Raw genomic sequence first — 19,073 nt, 5'->3', positions numbered from 1 at the left:
TGAATGATATGGTTGTAGTAGTAGACGTCGTGCTGTTTTTCGTACTTGGACGTCCACTGAGACCGCACGTGGCTCGCTGGGGGGCAGGTGCTTAGGTGTGTAAGAGACGGGGTGTGGTCGGAGGGCTGGAGGGTGCCTGATCGCCAGGAGGCGTGACGGCGGGCGGCGGGCTTGGCAGGCTCAGGACCCAGCCGGGACGGATCAGGCCCGGCTGGGTCAACGCACGCCCATCGGCCTGGGCGACGCCGTGGTTGAGCACCCAGATCTCCGGCCAGCGGGCGCCGTCGCCCAGGCAGCGGTCCGCGATCCGCCACAGCGAGTCGTAGACACCGTTGGCCGGCAGCTGCACCACCGCGGTGCCTGGTGCCGCTGTGGGCAGCGCCGTTTCGATCGGGGTGGCCGTCGCGACGGTGACGAAGCTCGGGACGACGGGTGTGGTGGCCGCCGCCGTGGCAGTGGCGGGACCACTGGCCGGGGTCAGCGGGCCGCGGGACTGGGCGACGGTGAGCAGGACCGCGCCGAGCAGGAAGGTAGCGAACCCGCGCATCCCGCCGACCGGCAGCGCAACGCCGTGACCGGGCCAGCGAGCCTCCCGCACCACCTCGGGCACGGCCAAGACGACGGAGACCGCGAAGGCGAACCACAGCGGCCACAACAGCATCGCGAGGACGTCCAGGAGCAGCGTGTCGTCCATGGGCCCGGTCAGCCGCGCCGAGACCTCCTCCCAGGAGGGCACCTCGTGGGGCAGAGGCCAGCCGACGAAGTGCCATAGCGCCCAGGGCAGGCCGCCGACCAGGGCGACCAGCGCGGTCAGGGCGACCGTCGCGCGCAGCAGCCGACCGACCAGCAGCAGACCCGCGGTGCTCCGGCGCCGGGCACGGTGGGGCCGGCGGCGGGTGGGCGGCCGGCTCACGGGACGGCTCCGGCCGGTGCTGGTGGGGCTGGGTGGGCGCTTCCCGTCCCGGTCACCCTGAGTGTGTCGAGTCCGACCACACCCAGCAGCAGGGTGTCGTGCACAGCGGTCACGGTGACGGTGACCGTGTTGTCGATGACGGTCGCGGTGCCGGTGGCGCCGGCCTGGGCGAGGTAGGACTGGACAGCGGCGACCGCCTGGTCGGGCAGCAACCTGACCGTGCCACCCTGACGGAGCACGGTCAGGTCGATCTGCTGGGCGCCTGCACGGGCCGCCTCCTGCGCGACGCCCATCGCAGTGGTCTTGTCGGCCAGTGCACCACCTGCGTCTACGATCAGCCCGCCGAACATGACGAACGCGCCGAACAGCACCACCACGAACGCGGTCACCGTCCCCTCATCCCGCCCAGGACGACCGGGCCGCCCGCGGCTCACGGTGCCTGTCCCAGCTGGTCGCCGTAGGTGTCTACCGGGGAAGTGGAGCTGGCATGGAGGGTCGCCGTGCCGGGGGTTCCCAACATCGCGAGATCGTCCAGCCGGGCGGTGCAGGTCAGGGTCACCCGCACCAGCGCACCCGGCGCCAACCCGGCTGTCTCGGTGTCGACCGTGAGATCCCGGCAAGTCACCCCGGCGCTGGCCAGCGCGGCCTGCGCGGTGGCGCGGGCGTCGGCGACCGCCTGGGCGGGAGTGCGGGCGATCGACGCGGCGCGGGCGGCCTGGTGCGCGACGTCCGCCATCCGCAGCTTGGCATCCGAGATCCGATAGCACAGCACGAGGAACAGGAGCATGAGCAGCAGCGCCGGCAGAATCAGCACGAGCTCGGCGGTAGCTGACCCCCGGTCAGGACCACGATGAGCGCACCTGGGTTCGCGGCTCACAGGGCCGGCCGCCGCTGCTCGGCGGGCCCGGCCGCGTCGGCGTCGATCCCGAGCCGAAGCCCAGGGATCACGCTGGCGGCGGTGCCGTGGACGTGGACGGTCGCCGTCTCGCCGTCGCGGGTGATGGTGACCTGGGGGCTGGTGAGGCTGGAGGGGCCGAGCTGATCGAGGGTGGCCTGCGCCTGGGCCTGGCCGGCGGCAATGGTGCCGCCGTCGGCGCGGGTGGCGGCAAGCGCCCGGCTGGCGGTGGCCTGGGCGATGTGGCTGGCGTGCGCCCAGACCGTGACCTGCGCGAGCAGCAGCACGACCGTGAACAGCAGGGGCAGCACGAAAATCATCTCGACGGTCAGCGCCCCGGCGTCCCGGTGACGGCGAAGCGCCGGCGTGGGCCGTGCGCACCGCCGCGCTCGGCCTGGTCGGACACTGCGAGACCTCGGGAGCGCCCGTCGAGACGCGCGGGGACTGCCCCCAGCAGGCCGGCGTGCCGATCCAGGGCGGCCTGGGTGGGGACGGCGTCGATCCCTGACCGGACGAAGCCGGGCTGCCATCGCCAGGTCCTGCTACTGGAAAACCACGCTGCGCGCGGCGTCCAAGATCTGCGGGCCAAAGATACCGATCACGGTCAGCGCGAGCGCCGCCAGGAACGCGATCCAGATGACGTTCTCGGTGGTGGAGCCCCGGTCGCGTTCATCCGGCGGCGTCTGAGTGTAGCGGTCGCGGATGCGCGACCACCAGGTCTGGAGACGGCCGAACACGGTTCCTCCGATGGTCGAAAAATCGTCTACAGGGAGCGGCTGATCTGGGTCAGGGCGGGATAGAAGACAAAGAGGATGAAACCGATCGCTATGAGGACGCCGGGGATACTCATGCGTTCGGTCGCAGCGTTGGCGTCGGCTTCGGCGTCCTGCGCCTGGCGGACGCGCAGCGCGGTGGCTTTCGCGTCGAGGGACTGGCGGACGCGGGCGCCTTCGGTGCCCGCGAGTGCGACCGCGTCGGCCAGCTCGACGAGTTCGGCGATCTGAAGCTCCGCCCCCAGCTGGCCGAGCGCGGCCCAGGGGCTGATCCGGGTCTCCCGGGCGGTACGCAGCGTGCGGCGAAGCGCCACGAACGGCCAGCCGTTCCCGATCGCCGCCGCGTCGGTCAGCGCGGTCTCGACCCCGGCGCCGCCGGCGAGCAACACCTGGATCAACGACAGATACGCCGACAAGGCGTAGCGGAAGGTGCGGCGCTGCCGATCGGCCTCGGTTTTCACGGTCAGGTCGGGTAGCAGGAACCCGACGACGCCGAGCAGCAGGGCGATCGCGACCGGCACCGCCCACGGAAACGGCCGGCCTCCCGCGCCGAAGGCCAGCCCCACCACGGAGGGAAACAGCAGGCCGGCCACGGCAGCGGTCGCCTTCTCGGCGAGATGGGCCTCGGGGGAACGGCCAAGCGTCGCCAGGTCCCGGCGCAGCGCCGCGGTCGGCAGGCCGGCGGCGCGCAGCAGACCGACGAACGGCCGGCCCATCCGCACCGCCCACCCGTCCTGCCCCGCCGGCACCGTCCTCGGGGTAGCGGGCGAGGCCGGGGCCGGGTTGAGCCGGGCCATAACCTCATCCAAAGAGGGCCGTGGCGGAAAGAGCCACACGACCAGCGCCCACAGGCCGACCCCGGCCCCAACGCCGAGCAGCATCAGCAAGACACTCATCGGGACTCCCACCCGGCCGTCGCCGGGGCCGTCCCTGCGGCCTGCGGCGCCGTCGGATCGTCCAGGTCGAGGAAGCGACCGGTGTTCTCGATCCGCGCCATGCGTCGAAGCCAGACAAACCCACCCGTGAAGATCGCCCCGATGGTGAGCAGGACCAGCTGACCCGCGGCCGTGCCGTAGGGGTCGAGGAAGGGCCGGTTGAACACGATCAGCCCGCCGGCGAACACGATGCTGGTGACGACAACGACCCGCATCGTGGTGCGCATCCGGGCCCGGCCGACCTCAATACGACCCAGCATGTCCACCTGGGACCTGGCCGTGGCGGCGAGCTGGCCCAGCAGCCCGGACAGTTGGCGGGCCTGGTGCTCGCTGGCCAGGATCAGGGCGCCGATGACCAGGTCGGCTAGCGGATCATCCAGGTCGTCGGCGAGGCCGCGCAGTGCCGGTCCGAGCCGCTCCCGGCGGTTGATCCGCGCGGACAGCAGCGCGACCTCGTCGCGGATCGCGGCCGGCGCGGTCTGCGCGGTGGCCAGGATCGCCTGCTCCAGCCCAGCCGCAGCCGCGAGGGTGTCACGCAGCTGCTCGGCCCACACCGCGATGCCCTGGGTGCGGGCGACCTGGCGGGCCTGGGCCCGGTCCGGGCCCAGCATCCGCGGCAGCCCATACACGGCCATGGCGATCAGCAGGGCGCCGACGACCCAGCCGGTCACCGCCCCCGCCACGATCCCCGCGGCGACCGAACCGGCCGCCCACCGGGCGAACCGCGGATCGGTCCGCCACGGCCACGCCCACGGCCGGCGCGCGGGACGGCGCGTGTCTTCGTCGGGCGCACCGCGCCAGCCATAGACGATCAAGAATAGGCCCGCACCGACACCCAGGCCGAACAGCCCGAACACACCGGTCATCCCCACCACCCCCGGGACAGCACATCCGGGTCGAACCCCACATCGACCAGGTCGTCGAGCAGCTCCCCGGTCGGGGGCGCCGCCGGCAGGGCACGGCGATCCGGACCCGGCCGGTACAGCTCGTTCGTGATCACCTGGGTGCCGTCGGCGTCGACGACCTCCCGCACGGACGACACGACCCGGCGGCCTCGTTCCCCACGAGGCTCGGCCAGGTGGACGACAACGTGGATCGCTGAGGCGATCAGCAGGTTCGTCGCCTCGACAGGAAGCCGTTCCGGGCCCTGCACGGCGTAGGAGGCCAGCCGGCCGAACACGCCGCGGCTGGTCGAGCTGTGCAGGGTGGTCATCGAGCCGTCGTTGCCCTGAGACATCGCGTTGAGCATCGGAATGACCTCGGGCCCGCGGACCTCGCCGACGATCACCCGGTCCGGAGACATCCGCAGCGCGGCTCGCACCAGATCGGAGGCGGAGATCGCGCCTTCGCCTTCCGTGTTGGGTTCGCGGACCTGCATGGCCACGACGTCCGGGTGGGCCCGCTCGTCCGCGTCGAGCCCAAGCTCGTACACGTCCTCGACGGTCACCAGCCGCTCGTGTGGCGGGATCTGGTCGGCCAACGCGAGCAGCATCGTGGTCTTCCCGATCGTGGTGCCCCCGGCGACCACGATGTTCTTCCGCGCCGCCACCAGCGCGGCCAGCAGTGCCTCCAAGCCGTAGTCGATCGTGCCGTTCGCGCGCAGCGCGGACAGGGTGACGTGGCGGAACCGGTGCCGGCGGATCGACACACTCGGCCGTGCCGTCACCGCCATGACCGCGAACACGCGGCTCTTGTCGGCCAGATGAAAGTTGACCATGGGGGCGCCGCGGTCCCAACGGCGCTCCTCCACCCCGGCGTGAGCGGCCAGGTCCCGGATCAGCTCGACCAGCTGGGTGTCCGAGTCGGTGATCGCCGGAAGCCGCTGCCGGCTGCCATCCGCCCGGCGGACGAAGACTCGGTCCCCGTTGATGTTGATGTTCTCGATGCTCGGATCGGCCAAGAGCGGTTCGAGGCCACCGAGACCGAGGACCTCGGCGAGGACCTCGTGGATGACACGCTGCTCGTCCTCGGGCGTCAGGACCGCCGCACCGCGGGCCAGCTCGGCGCTGGTGTGCGCCTCGGTCAGATCCACGAGCACGGACAGGGCGAACGCCTCCCGCGCGCCTGCGGTCAGCGGCGGGGAGCCGGTGTCCTCGTCCGCGCGCAGCCGGCGGGCGAGCGTAGCCCGCAGCCCGTCCCGGAGCCGGTCGCGCAGGGCGTCGGCCGCCGACCCCGAGGCCCGGCCCGGAAGATCGGTCGGTGCGGCCGGACCCCCACCACCGCTCCAGGCAGTGAGCGGACCAGACCAGCCCGCCCCGTTACCGGGAGCCGCAGGGCGGTGCGGGTCGGGCCGGGACGGGATCGTCATCGCGGCACCGTCCGCGTCGGGGTCGGCGGCAACGCGGCCCGGCCGTTGGACCCGGCCGGCGCCGCACCCAGCGCCGGGCGCTCTGAGCCAGCCGGCACCGTGGCGGCGAGATAGCCGGCAATGCCCGCCACCGTCCGGCCGAGCTTCGACCGGCCGATCCCGGTGCGGGTCTGGCGACGACCGGCCAGCACCTCCGCGGCCGTGGTGTCGTGGGGCACCGGACCCAGTACCTGCGACCCCAGTACCCGGGCGATCTCCCGAACCCGGTAGTCCGGTGCCCGGTGCGGCTGGGCGACGACGACCACATACCAGGCCGGCAGCGCCCAGCCCTGCACCACGTGCAGCCGCGCCGCCAGATGCGCAAGCTCCTCGTCCCGAGCCCGCACCACGAGCAGCAGCACATCCGCTGCCCGCAGCGCAGGCCCCGCGGGCGACCACGGATCGAGACGACCGCAGTCCACGATCACCGTCCGGCCGCCGGTCTGCGCCGCGGACCACAGCAGCGACCAGCCCCCACCATCCAGCTCGCCCAGCACCTGGCTGGCCTGCTCGGCGCCCGTGGGTGCGGGGATGACCGCCAGACCACCGGGCAGCTGGTGGGCGTGGTCCTCCGCGGAGCGCTGCCCGCCGCCTCGACGGCCGGCAGCCGCGAGCGTTACCAACCCTCGGCCGCCCGCCAACAGTCCAAACCGTGCGCCCAGGTCACCGCCAGCGGGGTCTGCCTCCACCACCAGCGGGTCTCCGCCATCGGTGGGCCAGCGGTCCGCCAGTGCCAGCGCGAGCGTCGTCGCCCCCGGCGACGCCTTCAACGACCCCACAGCGATGATCACGAGGTCACCCATTCGATCCGTTGACCGTGACGACGCCGATCTGCCCGGCCGGTGCCGCCGCCAACGCGCGGGCGTCTGCTTCGGCGAGCTGGAGCGAGACCACCGTCGTCTGCTCGGTGTCCGCCGCCACGACAGCGACGACCGTCGCCGGCCACGACTCGGTGCCACCCGCCGACGTGGTCGACACCGCGCTGGTCGCGGGGGCAACCACGACCGTCACCCGCGAACCGGCCGCCAGGCCGGTGGGAAACTGGCCGGCCTTCAACGCCACCGCCGCGATCGCCTCCCCCGGCGGCGGGACCTGCGCGGCACCGACCGCCGCCCGGCTGAGCACCGTGCCCGCCGGCAGGCTGTAGGCGACCGGCTTGCCGAGCACACTGTCCCGTTCCCCGGCGCCGATGGTGTCGACTCCGTCGGCGGAGATCCGCACCTCCCGCACGTCCCCGGCGGCCAGAACATGGCCGACCGTCACCGGCCGGGCGAGCACCAGCACCGGCTCCCGCGACCCCACCCGCGCGCCCGCGACCAGGCCAGCGACGGCACAGCCCACCACCAGCACCACACCCAGCAGCAGATACGGAACCCGGCGACGGCGCCGCGGACCGCCGGTCAACCGGGCCGCAGGGGTGCCGCCGGTCCGCCGGCCCGCGCGGTCCGGACCGGCCGCGCGCGGCGTCCAGGAGGGAGCCGTCACCACCGGGCACCGCCCACCGGGCTGTCACCGGTGTGGCCGCCTGGCCCGCTCACCCGAATCGTGTGGGTCATGGTCGTCATCAGCCACCGTCCGTCGTCAGCGCGGGGACATCGATTACCCTGGCCTGCGTCGTCGACACGGTCGTCAGCCCCGGAAACGCACCTGTCTGACCGGCCCCGGCCCAGGTCACGTCCCAGCGGACCGTCGCCGTCACCGGAAACGTCCCGCCCGCCTCGTCCAGCGACCGGTGGGTGTAGGTGTAGCCGCAGTCCGGCGACGCGCCCTTCGGATCGACCCCAGACGGGAACGGCGTGCCCGGACCGGGGCAGGTCACCGTCCCGCCATCCCCCAACGACCAGACCACCTCCACCGGCTGGGCGACCGCGGTCACCGACACCCCACCCGCCGCGGCCGTCGCCGCCGCCTGCTGCCACCCGGCGGGGTCGAGCCACAGCCACGTCGGCAGCCGCACCAGCTGGTCGGCGACCGGACTCATCACGATCGCCGGGCCGGCCAGCCGGAGCTGGTTGCGGGCCTGCTCCGCCAGCGCCTCCGGGTCCGGCGCGGGCGCAGCCCCCGGCGCCGCATCCGGAATCCACACCGGCGCCCGGTACAACGCGTCCTGCTCGCCGCCCGTCGCGCACTGGTAGATGTACCAAGCACCCGGCCCCTGCCCCGGCTGCGACGCCACCGGACGCACCGACAGGCCCGACGAGTTCCACACCGCCGGTCGCACCACCAGGCCGCCCGCTGCCGGCAGCTGATAGGAGGCGGGCCGTACACCGCCCGCGGGCGGCTGATAGTCACTGCGGACGTACGAGCAATCCGCGTGCGCGAGTGACGGTTCACTCAACGCCCTGTCGCCAGGAGGCACGCTGCGCGGTTGACGGCCTCTCGATCCCGGAAGGTCGTTGGCGGATGAGGGACTACCGTCGGGTACTGGGACTGCGGCCTCCCCGCCGCTGCCCGCCAGAAGATCGCACCCCGGATAAGGATTCTGATCACACTCGGTCGAGCCGTAGCCGTTCGCGAACGCAGGCGAAGCACCCACGCCGACCGCGAGAGCCATCAAAACAACGACACAGCTTCGCCTCAGCACGATCCCACCGCGCCTACACCGAACTGGGTCACCCGCCAAAGGCCGTCGGTGTGAATGCGCGCCTCCGCCACGATTCTGTGAAACCCACCGGGCGTATCCGTGAAAGCTGAACCATCAGCCTTATACCGTACCCAATCTCGACTATCACTACAGTCCGAGATCATCACAGTTTTCGGTTCTTCCGGTGGCTCCACCGACGTGACCTCTGGCCTGTTAATGGGCTCCCCCCGAGACACGAGCCCATTGGCGTGATCCGCGTAGAGACCACCTGTGAGGACCTGCAAAGCCTCGCCCGAGGCATAGCGGGAAAGATACGGCGCCCGCCAGTCCGCAGTCCGACCAGCCTGCGCATCGGCCTTCCACATCCCGAGGTACACGGCAACCGCATCACGACGGGCGAGGTCCGCCGGAGACGTCGGCGTCGGGGACGGCGTCCCGCCTGACGGCGTTGGCGAGGAGACAGCGCCGCTGCTCGCGGCCGGGTCGGGCGCGGAACCGCCGGAGCTACAAGCGGCGAGGAGCACCACGGCAGCAGTCAGGGCACCGGCGGCGTCCCGCAGAGCCCGCTGGTGCAGTCGTGGTGTACGAGCCCGGACCGCCACAGTGCCCACCTCGCAGGAAATTCCAACGAACAGCCAACTCGACCTGGAACGGAAAACCCTCCATCTAGGACTACTCCGGCCGTGTGGCCTCACAGCGTTCCCACTGCGCAGTAGGACCGGCTTCCCAGCGAGAAATGACTCACTAGGACTAGTCGCTACCATCTGATTGGACTACTGCACTGGATCGCTGTCATGGCCTGAACGGGCTATCTGAAGCGTGCACGGGTCCTCGTCGAACCGCGGCCGAAGACGGACAGCAAGCCGCGCCAACGCGGGCACCGCCGACGACCCGCACCACATCCACAGGCGCCCTTCGGCAGCCGCGAGCACCCCAAGGTAGGTCGAGCCCGAGGGGCACGGCGCAGCGGACGCTGCTGGACCACTTGGGACACTGAGCGTCGAGGGCTACTGTTGGCGCATTCCGACTCGCCGCCCGGCCACCAGCTTTGGTGTAGGACGAGGGAGGAGCCCGAGACCTCGTGACGACCAGGCCCAGCCTGCGGGTGGAACAGGCGGAGCTACGGGCGCGGATGCGCACGGCGGGCATGTCCCACGACGAGATCGCCGTCGAGTTCGCCCGCCGCTACCAGCTGCGCCCCCGCGCCGCCTACCGCGTCGCGCACGGCTGGACGCAGACGCAGGCCGCGAACCACATCAACGCCCACGCCGCCCGTGCCGGTCTGGACCCCCATGGCGCCGCCACTATGACCGGCCCGCGGTTGTCGGAGCTGGAGAACTGGCCGCTGCCGAACAACCGCCGCCGGCCCACCCCCCAGATTCTCGCGCTGCTCGCCGAGGTCTACGGCACCGGCATCCACAACCTGATCGACCTTGACGACCGTGAACACCTCACCCCCGCCGACAGTCTCCTTATCAGCAAGACGACGAAAACCAAGCGGGTCAGACCCGAAGAACTACCGAAGCCCAGGGATGCGGCGCAGGTCGAAATAGTCGGAAAGGGCATCGGAACATCCACTCCGGCGATGATCTCAGTCGCGGATGTGACCGCCTCCCTTAGCGGCGGCTTTGACCGGCAGGCGGAACTTCTCGACGTCGGCCTTCGGTTGCAATATTTCGCAGGACCCTCCACACAAACGCCTTTCCTCGATTATGTCGACGGTTTCATTGAAGACTGTGTCGCCTCCTATGAGACGCGGGGACCAGCGCTTTTGATGCCTCTTGTTGTACGCCAGCGGAAGGGCGTGCAAACCCTCGTCGAGGGCTGGCAGCTGCCCCGGGACCGTATCCGGCTGCTGCGGGCCGCTGGGCAGCTGTCGGGGCTAGCCGGCTATATGGCGGTGAACCTCGGGGACTTCCCACTCGCGCGTGCCTACTGCGTGGAGGCGTTCACCCTCGCAGTGGCCGTCGAGGACAGCGATCTGGCGGCCTGGGTACGGGGCACCGAAAGTTTGTGCGCCTACTACGCCGGTGACTACCGGCTGGCGTTGGAACGGGCACGCGAGGGACAGACCCACGCCGCGGGCGGGCCGCAGGCGATCCGGCTGGCGGTCAACGGCGAAGCCCGCGCCCTGGGCCAACTCGGCGACCGCGGCGGCGTGCGGGAAGCCGTCGGCCGCGCGTTCGACCTCGCCGAGGACACCGAGCTACCCGAGGGCATGTCGCCGTGCATTTCCTTCGGCGCCTACAGCCTCGCGCGGATCGCGGCGAACGCCGCGACCGCCCACGTCGGCACCGGCGACACTGCCCTCGTCCAGAGCTACGCCCAGACCGCCAGCAGCATGCCGGGCGCCGACCGTTCCCGGTGGAGCGACGTCCTGATCACCCTCGATGTCGCCACCGCGCTGACGGCCGGCGCCGACCCCGACCCGGAACACAGCGCCGCGCTCGGCGTCGAGGCCCTCACCCGCGCCGGTGCCGCCCCGATCGAGTCGATCCGCCAGCGCGGCCAGGAACTCGCCCGCCGCACCGCGCCCTGGCGGACCCTGCCCGCCGTCGCCGAACTCGCCGAAGTGTCCCAGGCGCTGCCCCACAGCGCGCCACGGTGAGCGAGCACGACCCGGTCCACGACGACTGGAAACGCTTCCGGGTTCTACCGTCTATGACCGACCACTGGGAGCGGCCCGGCTGGACCCCGGGCCGGCGTAGCTTCCACTGGTTCCTGACGTTCGACAGCGCCGCGCTACAGGACCTGGCCGCGACCTGCCAACAGCAGCTGCACGACCTCGCCTGTCTCGACCCGGTACCCGCCGACGGGCTGCACCTCACCGTGCGCCGGCTCGCGTTCACCGACGAGATCGACCCCGCCGCTCTCGCCACAGTCACCCGCCAGGTCGCCGAACAGTGCCGTCACCAGCCGGCGTTCCGGCTGCGGGTCGGACCGCTGGCAGGATCAAGCGGCGCGGTCCGCTTCACCGTCACCCCCTGGGAACCCCTGATCAGACTGAGGGACGCCGTGGACGACGTGTCCTCCGCCTGCGGCCTGCCCGCCGTCAATCGGCGTTTCCGTCCGCACATCGGTATCGCCTACAGCAACCGCAACATGCCTGCGGAACCGATCATCCACCGGGTCGCGGGGCTGCGTGACCTGCCCCCGGCCGAGGTCTCCGTGGCCGATCTTCGGCTGGTACGGCTGTACCGCCACGGCCGCACCTACCAGTGGGACACCGTGGCTGTCGCCCCTCTGAGCGCCTAACACGTCTCATCTGGTCGCCCGGGTCCGGAGGCGCGGGGTCGCAACGGGAAGGCGGGCCGGTGGTTCAGAGCCGGGTGAGGGCCAGCTGAGCGAGGCCGACCAGGACGCGCGAGATCTCGGCAAGATCTGCCGGCACCCGCCGGGTCGCATCCGCCCGAGAGGAGGACCCGGACAGCTCTGATCGTGGGCGAGACTCGACGGTTCTCCCCAGCCCGGCGACGAGGTCTGCCCAGATCGCGAGGAACTCCTCAACCCCGCGCAGGATGTCCACCCGGACCTGCTCGGCGCTGGACGCCGCGTAGGCGACGAGGTCCGCGGCAGCCGTACCCGCCGGCGTCTGCTGATCGAGGCTGCGCTGGAGCACTCGGGCAGCGTGCGCGGCGCCGTCCAGCGCGTCCGCGGCGTCGACGAGAACCTCACTCAGGAGGCCACGTGGTTCTGGGGCATGGGCGAACTCGTCGAGGCGCAGCGCGTGGTAGGCCAGCCGGCATCCCGGTGACGCCAGCGGCAGGCGGTCCAACAGCAGCAGCCACCGCCGGCTGGCGAGCAACAGGCCGACGCCCACAGTCCCGACAAACCAGGTCCCGAACAGCACCAACCAGCCGGCGCTGGTGCCGGCCCGGACCAGCTGGACCCACAGCCAGAACCCTGGGGCGCAGACCAGCACGGGGACGCCGACCCGGACGGTTCGCCGGCGTCGACCAAAACGTGACGCCGCCGCCCGAAGTTGCCGGTCAACCGAACGGGATTCGGACACGATCACATTCTCGCCCCAACATCGCCGACCGTGGTAGCTCCCAGGGATGCGCAGGAGCACAGCCGGACAATCCGAGGGGCGTCGAGCATGCGCGTCCAGAGGCAGCGGAAACGGCCCACCCCTGGCCCAATTCTTCCCCCCACGTGAACTCGTTCCGTCGGGATCATCGTCGGCGGCGGGCCTGTCTGCGGGCTGGCACGGCAATCCGCTTGCCCGGTCATCGGCCACCCAGAGGCTGCTGCGGCTTCCTCTGGCCGGTGTGGGTTGCCTCCTGCGGGTAGCACACCGCGCCACGCGGCATGGGGGCGTTTTCCACGGGGCAGGCAGGGGTCTCGCCTGTCAGGACACCGAGGGCGGTGCGCAGGTGTGGAGCGTTGAGGTCGCTGGCGGTCAGGTGCGCGGCCAGGGCGATGTCTGGGTGTACGGGGACGCCGATGACGTACATGCCGGCGGTGCGGGCGGCGAGGACGCCTGGGGGTGAGTCCTCGATGGCGATGCTTCGCGCTGGTGCGGCGCCGAGGCGGGTGCAGGCTTGGAGGTAGATGTCGGGGTGGGGTTTGGGGTGGTCGGTGTCTTCGGCGCACAGGACGACGGGGAAGGCGTCGGTGAGCCTGGTGGCGACGAGGTGCTGGTGCACGAGGGTGTGGGGGGCGCTGGAGGCGACGGCGAGGCGGTAGCCGCGGTCAGCGAGGGTGCGGACGAGGTGGATGGCGCCGGGACGGGCGGGGGCGCCGGTGGCGAGTTCGGCGAGGGCGAGGTCGAGGATGTCGCTGGCGAGGCGGGTGCTGTGGTGGATGGGGAAGCCGAGGATGGTGGTGAGGATGCGGCCGACGACGGGCATGGGCTGGCCGATGAGGGTGGCGTGGTCGGTGGCGGTGAAGGTGCGGCCGTAGTGGTGGAACAGGGTGGTGTAGGCGCGGTTCCAGCAGATCTCGGTGTCGACGAGGGTTCCGTCGCAGTCGAACACGACGGCGTCGGGAGGTGCGGGCGGCCGTCGTTGCGGTGGGACGTGGCTCATGCGGGGTGCGGGGCCGGTGTGCGCGGCTGGCCGTGGGGGGTGTCGAGCATGCGGGTCCAGGTGGCCGGGGCTGGTGAGGTCGGCGTTGTGGCGAGGAAGGCTGCGGCGGTGGCGGCGAGCTGGCTGATGGGCCGGTCGGCGTTGAGGATGAGGCGCCGGTCGTCGGGCAGCATGTCGAGGTAGCGCAGGCTGGCGTGGTCGTTGGCGGTGGTGAAGCGTGGGTCGACGAGGTGCGGTTGCACGGGGCCGCGGTGGCGTTGCCGGGCGAGGACGGTCTCGGGGGGCAGGCGCAGGTACAGGTAGCGGTCGGGTGGCAGTGCCGCGCCGGCGTGTACGGCGTGGGTGAAGATGCCGGCGGCGTAGTGGGGGTCGGCGGGGATGCCGAGGTGGGCGATGGCCTGCTGGTAGGCGATGCAGGACAGGGGACTGCGGTCGAACAGCACGAGGTTGGTGCGGAGGCGCCGAGCGAGGTCGGCGCGTTGTTGTTCCAGGCGGCACAGGTGGTCGAGGCCGGCGTGGACGTCGTCGAGGGTGCGGGGTGGGTAGGGCGGCAGCGGTGCGAGGTCGGCGTACTCGGGGACGGCGGTGGCGTCGAGCTGGCTGGCCAGCACGGTTGCCAGCGTCGTCTTGCCGGTGAAGCACCCGCCGTCGAGGGCGACCAGCTGCGGGCGGGTGGGAGGCGGGGATGGCGGTGTCATGAGTGTCTCCGGGGCGGGTGAGGGCCGGTGTACGGTGCGGACCGTAGCCAGAGGGACCGACAATTGTGAGGACGGCCATGGCGGTGACCGCGGAGACCGGACGCAGCGAGGTGGGCCGGGGCAGCGGCCCGGAGCTGCCCCTGTCGGTGTTGCGGTTCTGGCCAGTCGGGGCGTCGACCGGGGTGCGGTATCTGGCCGAGGGGCTGATGAACCGCAACTGGCAGGTCACCACGTCGACGGGGGTGTTCTTCGTCAAGCAGTTCCTCGACATCGACCAGGCGCAGATCGGCTTTCAGCAGGAGGTCACCAGCAGGCTGGCGGCGAGTGGCCTGCCGGTCCCGGCGGCGATGGCGACCGTGGACGGTGCCCGGCTGGTGTGCACCGAGGAGGGCCGTTTCGCGGTCTACCCCTGGATCGCCGGGCGGCATCGGAGGGGTCTGGAGCTGACCGCGGGTCGGTGCGGCGAGCTGGGTGGGCTGCTCGGCAGGGTGCATCAGGCGTTGGGCGACCTCTTGCCGCCCGCGCAGGGTGTGGCCTGGAAGCCGGCGGCGGACCCGGCATCCGCGCAGGAGCTGATCGAGACGCTGCTCCGGCGTCTCCCACCATCGCGGTCGCGGGACACCTTCGACGAGCTGGCCGCGCGGGTGCTGGTAGAACGCCGCACGATGCTCGTCGAGCTGGCCGGCCGGCAGCCCCCGTCCGGCCAGCCAGGAGCCGGCGGCCACCTTCACGGGGACTTCCACGCGTTGAACCTGCTCTACGACGACGCAGGGACGGTCGTGGCGATCCTGGACTGGGACCGGCTGTCGACCGGGCCGCTGGCCGCGGAGGTGGTCCGCGCCGCGACGCTGCTGTTCGGGTTCGAGGACGAGCGGGGCCTGGACCTGGACCGGGCGGAAAAGTTCGTCGCCGGCTACCGGCAGGAGTTCCCCCTGCCGGTGGAGGATCTTGAAGGGGCGGTGTGGCGGTTGTGGTGGGAACGTCTGCACGACTTCTGGATGCTGGAGTGGCGGTATCTGCGCGGCGACCGGTCCTGCGACCATCTGTTTCCCGGTGCGGCGGCGCTGGTGGTCTGGTGGACCCAGCACTACGAGCAGGTGATGACAGCGCTGGCGCGCGGCTGAGCGGGCCGGGCGCGATCACAGAATGATGCGGGGCTCGCCGACGGCGCGGGTGACGTCGTCGAGCACGGCTTGGACGTCGACCGCGCTGTCGCTGGCGGCTCGTCCACCGGCGGTCAGGCCGTCGTGCCACGCCGTACGTCGTTCCGCCAGGTTCGGTGGGCGGGTGACGGTCAGGGAGTGCACGGTCGCGTCGACGACGAGTTCGCGGTGCATGCGGGTCGCCCAGGCGTGCCCGCCGGCCGGGCTGCGGGCGACGAAGAACGCGAAGAAGGAGCCGACCATTTCGGTGAGGAGCCGGCGGTCGGGTACCCGTGCGCCCGTGTTCGTTCGGGGCACGCTCGACAGGGCGACGAGGTCGGCGAAGGGCCGGTCGAGGACGGGCACGACGGTGTCCAGGTCGTCGGGATACAGCGGGAACCGGCCCGCGGCGCCGAATTTCAGGTGGGGGGCGGACAGCCGCGGGTCGGGGGTGAAGTACATGCTGACGCCGGCGTGGGTGAGGTCGGCGGACAGGTGTAGGGCTTCGGCGTAGGCGCTGCGCCACCGGGTCTGGTCGGCGAAGCCGCCGGCGCGGGCCAGCAGGGTGCGGTCGGCCAGGAAGGTGCCGCCGACGAGCTGGACCGGCAGCGGGGCGAGCAGGCCGCTGTCCGTGTCGAGCCGGGGCGCCGGGCCGTCGAGGTAGGGGGCGGGGAAGGCGTGGAACCGGGTGGAGAAGTAGGCGGTGGTGATGTCGAGCTGGCCGATCTCGTCCCGGTCGACGACGTCGCGGGGGCGTAGGGCGCGGTAGTAGAACGGCAGCATGACCAGCCCGGCTGCCTGGTCGTGGTCGCGGAGCCGGGTGAGGGTGTGGGCGGCGCCGGCGGCGTAGTGCCGGCTGAACAGGCAGTCGTCGTCGCCGAACAGCAGCCAGTCGCAGGAGGCCGCCTCGACGGCGATGTTGCGGCCGACAGTCATCCCTGCGTTCCCGGCCAGCCGCACCGGACGGACAGGAACGTCGCCCGGCAGCGCGGTGTAGTGGTCGAGGACGTCACCGGTGTGGTCGGTGGAGCCGTCGTCCACGACGACGATCTCGGCGAGGGTGTCGCCGGCCTGTGCGAGCAGGGTGTCCAGCGCCCAGGTCAGCGGGTTGTCGCGCAGCCGGCCGGCGGCCGGGTCGAACGGGCAGCGGTTGTAGGTGGTGAGCAGGGCGGACACGCTGCGCCGGGCGTGGTGGCTGTCCGCCACGGTGGTGAGGTCCAGGGGGGTGGTCGTCAGGTCGGTGACGAGACGGTCGAGCGTCGCCGTGTCGCTGGTGAGGGTCATGGGCGGTTCACCGTTCGGTCTTGTCGTGGACATAGCGGTGGCCGGTGGCCGCGCGGTGCGCGCCGTTGGTGAGACACCACCAGGGGCCGGTGCTGTGGGTGAGGTAGGCGGCGAGCAGCCCAGCGACCTCGCCCGTGTGCAGGCGGTCGGGGCGCAGGCCGCGGCGGCGTAGCTCTTCGACGATCAGGTAGGCGGGTGCGAGGTAGATCCCGGTCGCCGCTGCCGCGGCGAGCAGGCCGGCGGCCGGGCGGCGCGCGACCAGCGGAAGGGCGAGGGTCGCGGCGAGGGTAGGTGAGGTCGCCAACCAGATCGCCCCGCGGCCGAGGCCCTGGGCTGCGAGCAGCCCACGTACCCCGCCCGGCGCGGTGCGTTCGCCGGGCAGGGCAACGGCGGCGAGACGCAGCAGGGTCGGGTAGTCGACGTAGGACCAGAACCACTGCCGTTTCTGCCGGATGACCTCGGCCGGTGTGGTCGGGCTGTCGGCCCATTCCACGGCGGGGATCGGGTCGATCGGCACACCGGCGGCCGAGGCCAGGAATCCCAGCGCGAGGTCCTCGTTCATCGTGCGGGTGGGCAGCCCACCCCAGCGCAGGAACGTCTCGGCGTGCAGGAACAGGCCGTGACCGGTGCAGTGGGCGTACCGCGGCCAGTGAGAGGCCAGGCCGGTTCGGGTAGCGGGTGGGCGGCGGTGGTGGCGCCAGGTGGGGATCTCGTGGGCCAGGCTCCACCGGGACTGGAGCAATGCTGCGCCGGTGAGGTACCGGCCGGCCGGCCCGGTGGGGAACGTGGGCAGGTTGGCGAGGAACAGCGCGGACTGTTGCAGCACCCGCGGCGGCTGCCCGGTCGCCTGGTGCAGGTCGGCAATGCGGCGGGCCGCGACGGTGAGCGTGTCGGGGTCGGGGCGGGAGTCGGCGGTGTACTGGACGAGGTACACCAGCGTCGTGTCCGCGCCGTCGGCGGCGAGCCGGTCGCGTTCGACGCGGGCCGCGTGATTGACCTGGTCGGCCATCGTGCCCTGCGGGTCGGGGTAGTGCAGGTGGCGCACCGAGGGATAGTCGCGGGCGAGGTCGGCGGCGAGCTGGCTGGTGGTCGGCTGCGCCTCGAACATGGCCTGGAGGGCGGCGGTGCAGTCGGCGGCGGTGGACCCGCGGCAGGTCTCGGCCAGGGTCGCCAGCTGGGCGGCCGGCAGCACTGGCCGGAAGGTTCGGCTCAGCCGGTCGGCGGGTGTGCCCGCCGCGAGGGCCGCAGCGAGGTCCGGCAGGCGGGCGGCGGCCCCGTCGCGCTCAGCCTCTTCGCGGGCCGTGGTCACCACCACGACGCAGGCGGGGCCGTAGTCGGCTGCCATCCGGCTGAACAGGCTGACCGTGTCGGCGATCAGTGCCTGCTCCCGCAGCATAGGAAGGAGCAGGACGAAGAACGGGCGTTCCTGCCCGGACGGCACCGGGCCCGAGCGGTCGGAGCTGGCCGTGCGCAGCCAGCGCAGCGAGGAGACCGTGTTCATGGTCCCGTGCAGGCCACGGGCCGTGGTGGCTGCTGCGGCGGCCCAACACAGCCATGTCCACGCGCGCCGCCGGCGCCGTAGCCGGGATGGGGGTTGGGGATTCACGGGGAGGCCGTTCCGAGGCGGTGCACGGAGAACGCTTCCCGGAACCCGCCGCCGGCCATCGCACCGCGGTAGCCAGCCAGGTAGCGGGCCGGTTCACCTATGTAGTCGGCCTGCCCGGCGCCTTTGGCCGCCTGGGTCTGGGACCGGTAGCAGCCCAACGCCGCGACCTTGACGTCGAGGGTGTCGGTGATGTCCTCGGTGTAGGCCGGGTCGACGATCGGGCTCCACACCTCGTAGCCCAGGATCGTCGGCACCCACCATGGCCGTGTCAAGGCTCCCCGAAAACCGACCCCGTGCGGGTCTCTGAATCTTGACCCCCTGCGTCTGGTTGATCAGTTGTGGTTGGGTCGGTCCTTGGTGAGGAGCTCGCGGCGGGCGCGGGTGCGGTAGGAGTCGCCGGCGAGGGTGAGGACCTCGGCATGGTGGACGAGCCGGTCGATCATGGCGGCTGCGACGACATCGTCGGAGAACGTCTCGCCCCAGCGACCGAAGGGCAAGTTCGAGGTCACCATGACCGAGGCCTGCTCGTAGCGGGACGCGATGAGCTGGAAGAACAGGTTCGCCGCGTCCTGATCGAACGGAATGTAGCCCACCTCATCAATGATGATGAGTTTGTAGCGGCGGATCTTTCGGAGTTCGTCATCGAGGCGCCCGGCGTGGTGGGCATCCGCGAGGCGGGTTATCCAGTTACTGGCAGTATCGAACAGGACAGAGTAGCCGGCGTGGGCTGCTTTGACGCCCAGGCCGATGGCGAGATGGGTCTTCCCAACCCCAGGAGGGCCGAGCAGGACGACGTTCTCCGCCTTCGCGATGTAGGTGCTGGTTGCCAGATGCGCGAGCACATCACGGCGTAGGCTGGGAAGGTG

Annotated in this window: 21 protein-coding genes; 3 read left to right on the top strand and 18 right to left on the bottom strand. The window is 71.7% G+C overall.

Going from position 1 to position 19,073, the window contains the following annotated elements; translation table 11 throughout:
* Positions 1-91: 91 nt before the first annotated feature.
* The 11 genes from AB1460_RS29540 to AB1460_RS29490 all read right to left on the bottom strand — a co-directional run bounded on the left by AB1460_RS29540 (position 92) and on the right by AB1460_RS29490 (position 8,201).
* A complete protein-coding gene (locus AB1460_RS29540; RefSeq protein ID WP_368965366.1) occupies positions 92-913 on the bottom strand; it encodes a LysM peptidoglycan-binding domain-containing protein in 822 nt (273 codons plus the stop codon).
* Entirely contained in the window at positions 910-1,302 is a 393-nt protein-coding gene (locus AB1460_RS29535) for a pilus assembly protein TadG-related protein (RefSeq protein ID WP_368965365.1), read from the bottom strand. Before AB1460_RS29535 ends, AB1460_RS29540 begins: the two co-directional genes overlap by 4 nt.
* Positions 1,303-1,343: 41 nt before the next feature.
* Positions 1,344-1,790, bottom strand: coding sequence for a TadE/TadG family type IV pilus assembly protein (locus AB1460_RS29530; RefSeq protein WP_368965364.1), 447 nt, complete (start codon positions 1,788-1,790; stop codon positions 1,344-1,346).
* Complete coding sequence (locus AB1460_RS29525; protein WP_368965367.1) at positions 1,787-2,140, bottom strand: TadE/TadG family type IV pilus assembly protein; 354 nt, start codon at positions 2,138-2,140, stop codon at positions 1,787-1,789. Before AB1460_RS29525 ends, AB1460_RS29530 begins: the two co-directional genes overlap by 4 nt.
* A 210-nt stretch (positions 2,141-2,350) precedes the next feature.
* Entirely contained in the window at positions 2,351-2,545 is a 195-nt protein-coding gene (locus tag AB1460_RS29520; RefSeq protein WP_368956090.1) for a hypothetical protein, read from the bottom strand.
* 26 nt (positions 2,546-2,571) lie between these two features.
* A complete protein-coding gene (locus AB1460_RS29515; protein ID WP_368965363.1) occupies positions 2,572-3,477 on the bottom strand; it encodes a type II secretion system F family protein in 906 nt (301 codons plus the stop codon).
* Positions 3,474-4,382, bottom strand: coding sequence for a type II secretion system F family protein (locus AB1460_RS29510; RefSeq protein WP_368965362.1), 909 nt, complete (start codon positions 4,380-4,382; stop codon positions 3,474-3,476). The genes AB1460_RS29515 and AB1460_RS29510 overlap by 4 nt, the downstream gene beginning before the upstream one ends.
* Positions 4,379-5,824, bottom strand: coding sequence for a CpaF family protein (locus AB1460_RS29505; protein WP_368965361.1), 1,446 nt, complete (start codon positions 5,822-5,824; stop codon positions 4,379-4,381). The genes AB1460_RS29510 and AB1460_RS29505 overlap by 4 nt, the downstream gene beginning before the upstream one ends.
* Positions 5,821-6,666, bottom strand: a complete 846-nt coding sequence (locus tag AB1460_RS29500) for a MinD/ParA family ATP-binding protein (RefSeq protein ID WP_368965360.1) — start codon at positions 6,664-6,666, stop codon at positions 5,821-5,823. Before AB1460_RS29500 ends, AB1460_RS29505 begins: the two co-directional genes overlap by 4 nt.
* A complete protein-coding gene (locus AB1460_RS29495) occupies positions 6,659-7,348 on the bottom strand; it encodes an SAF domain-containing protein (protein WP_368965359.1) in 690 nt (229 codons plus the stop codon). The genes AB1460_RS29500 and AB1460_RS29495 overlap by 8 nt, the downstream gene beginning before the upstream one ends.
* Before the next feature lie 79 nt (positions 7,349-7,427).
* Complete coding sequence (locus tag AB1460_RS29490) at positions 7,428-8,201, bottom strand: ATP/GTP-binding protein (protein WP_368965358.1); 774 nt, start codon at positions 8,199-8,201, stop codon at positions 7,428-7,430.
* Positions 8,202-9,579: 1,378 nt separating this feature from the next.
* Between AB1460_RS29490 and AB1460_RS29485 the strand changes: the two genes are divergently transcribed.
* Both AB1460_RS29485 and AB1460_RS29480 read left to right on the top strand, forming a co-directional pair.
* Positions 9,580-11,055, top strand: coding sequence for a hypothetical protein (locus AB1460_RS29485; RefSeq protein WP_420497409.1), 1,476 nt, complete (start codon positions 9,580-9,582; stop codon positions 11,053-11,055).
* A gap of 53 nt (positions 11,056-11,108) precedes the next feature.
* Positions 11,109-11,702, top strand: coding sequence for a 2'-5' RNA ligase family protein (locus tag AB1460_RS29480; protein WP_368965356.1), 594 nt, complete (start codon positions 11,109-11,111; stop codon positions 11,700-11,702).
* Between the two features lie 64 nt (positions 11,703-11,766).
* Here the strand turns inward: AB1460_RS29480 and AB1460_RS29475 are convergent, their stop codons facing one another.
* The 3 genes from AB1460_RS29475 to AB1460_RS29465 form a co-directional block, all read right to left on the bottom strand.
* Complete coding sequence (locus AB1460_RS29475; protein WP_368965355.1) at positions 11,767-12,459, bottom strand: hypothetical protein; 693 nt, start codon at positions 12,457-12,459, stop codon at positions 11,767-11,769.
* A gap of 217 nt (positions 12,460-12,676) precedes the next feature.
* Positions 12,677-13,477: an HAD family hydrolase gene (locus AB1460_RS29470; protein WP_368965354.1), complete on the bottom strand. Its 801-nt coding sequence runs from the start codon at positions 13,475-13,477 to the stop codon at positions 12,677-12,679.
* A complete protein-coding gene (locus AB1460_RS29465; protein ID WP_368965353.1) occupies positions 13,474-14,175 on the bottom strand; it encodes an AAA family ATPase in 702 nt (233 codons plus the stop codon). Before AB1460_RS29465 ends, AB1460_RS29470 begins: the two co-directional genes overlap by 4 nt.
* 77 nt (positions 14,176-14,252) lie before the next feature.
* Between AB1460_RS29465 and AB1460_RS29460 the strand changes: the two genes are divergently transcribed.
* Complete coding sequence (locus tag AB1460_RS29460; protein ID WP_368965352.1) at positions 14,253-15,299, top strand: phosphotransferase enzyme family protein; 1,047 nt, start codon at positions 14,253-14,255, stop codon at positions 15,297-15,299.
* A 15-nt stretch (positions 15,300-15,314) separates the two neighbouring features.
* On the opposite strand, the gene AB1460_RS29455 is transcribed toward AB1460_RS29460, so the two are convergent.
* The 4 genes from AB1460_RS29455 to istB all read right to left on the bottom strand — a co-directional run.
* Positions 15,315-16,601, bottom strand: coding sequence for a glycosyltransferase (locus tag AB1460_RS29455; RefSeq protein WP_368965351.1), 1,287 nt, complete (start codon positions 16,599-16,601; stop codon positions 15,315-15,317).
* A gap of 7 nt (positions 16,602-16,608) precedes the next feature.
* Complete coding sequence (locus AB1460_RS29450) at positions 16,609-18,102, bottom strand: glycosyltransferase family 2 protein (RefSeq protein WP_368965350.1); 1,494 nt, start codon at positions 18,100-18,102, stop codon at positions 16,609-16,611.
* A gap of 101 nt (positions 18,103-18,203) precedes the next feature.
* Positions 18,204-18,461: a PIG-L deacetylase family protein gene (locus AB1460_RS29445; protein WP_368965349.1), complete on the bottom strand. Its 258-nt coding sequence runs from the start codon at positions 18,459-18,461 to the stop codon at positions 18,204-18,206.
* Between the two features lie 78 nt (positions 18,462-18,539).
* The coding region (gene istB / locus AB1460_RS29440; RefSeq protein WP_368965348.1) for an IS21-like element helper ATPase IstB at positions 18,540-19,073 on the bottom strand (534 nt) is incomplete at its 5' end.

Source organism: Parafrankia sp. FMc2 (assembly GCF_041008525.1).
Classification (GTDB): Bacteria; Actinomycetota; Actinomycetes; order Frankiales; family Frankiaceae; genus Parafrankia.
The sequence above is the reverse complement of the archived record's forward strand: the minus strand, read 5'-3'. Positions and strand labels throughout refer to the sequence as shown.

Excerpts from the sequence above, each read along its gene's own strand:
- AB1460_RS29505 (WP_368965361.1), bottom strand. The coding sequence starts at position 5,824 with ATGACGATCCCGTCCCGGCCCGACCCGCACCGCCCTGCGGCTCCCGGT.
- AB1460_RS29500 (WP_368965360.1), bottom strand. The coding sequence starts at position 6,666 with ATGGGTGACCTCGTGATCATCGCTGTGGGGTCGTTGAAGGCGTCGCCG.
- AB1460_RS29485 (WP_420497409.1), top strand. The coding sequence starts at position 9,580 with ATGCGCACGGCGGGCATGTCCCACGACGAGATCGCCGTCGAGTTCGCC.
- AB1460_RS29450 (WP_368965350.1), bottom strand. The coding sequence starts at position 18,102 with ATGAACACGGTCTCCTCGCTGCGCTGGCTGCGCACGGCCAGCTCCGAC.
- AB1460_RS29515 (WP_368965363.1), bottom strand. The coding sequence starts at position 3,477 with ATGAGTGTCTTGCTGATGCTGCTCGGCGTTGGGGCCGGGGTCGGCCTG.
- AB1460_RS29460 (WP_368965352.1), top strand. The coding sequence starts at position 14,253 with ATGGCGGTGACCGCGGAGACCGGACGCAGCGAGGTGGGCCGGGGCAGC.
- AB1460_RS29455 (WP_368965351.1), bottom strand. The coding sequence starts at position 16,601 with ATGACCCTCACCAGCGACACGGCGACGCTCGACCGTCTCGTCACCGAC.
- AB1460_RS29480 (WP_368965356.1), top strand. The coding sequence starts at position 11,109 with ATGACCGACCACTGGGAGCGGCCCGGCTGGACCCCGGGCCGGCGTAGC.
- AB1460_RS29510 (WP_368965362.1), bottom strand. The coding sequence starts at position 4,382 with ATGACCGGTGTGTTCGGGCTGTTCGGCCTGGGTGTCGGTGCGGGCCTA.
- AB1460_RS29465 (WP_368965353.1), bottom strand. The coding sequence starts at position 14,175 with ATGACACCGCCATCCCCGCCTCCCACCCGCCCGCAGCTGGTCGCCCTC.
- AB1460_RS29470 (WP_368965354.1), bottom strand. The coding sequence starts at position 13,477 with ATGAGCCACGTCCCACCGCAACGACGGCCGCCCGCACCTCCCGACGCC.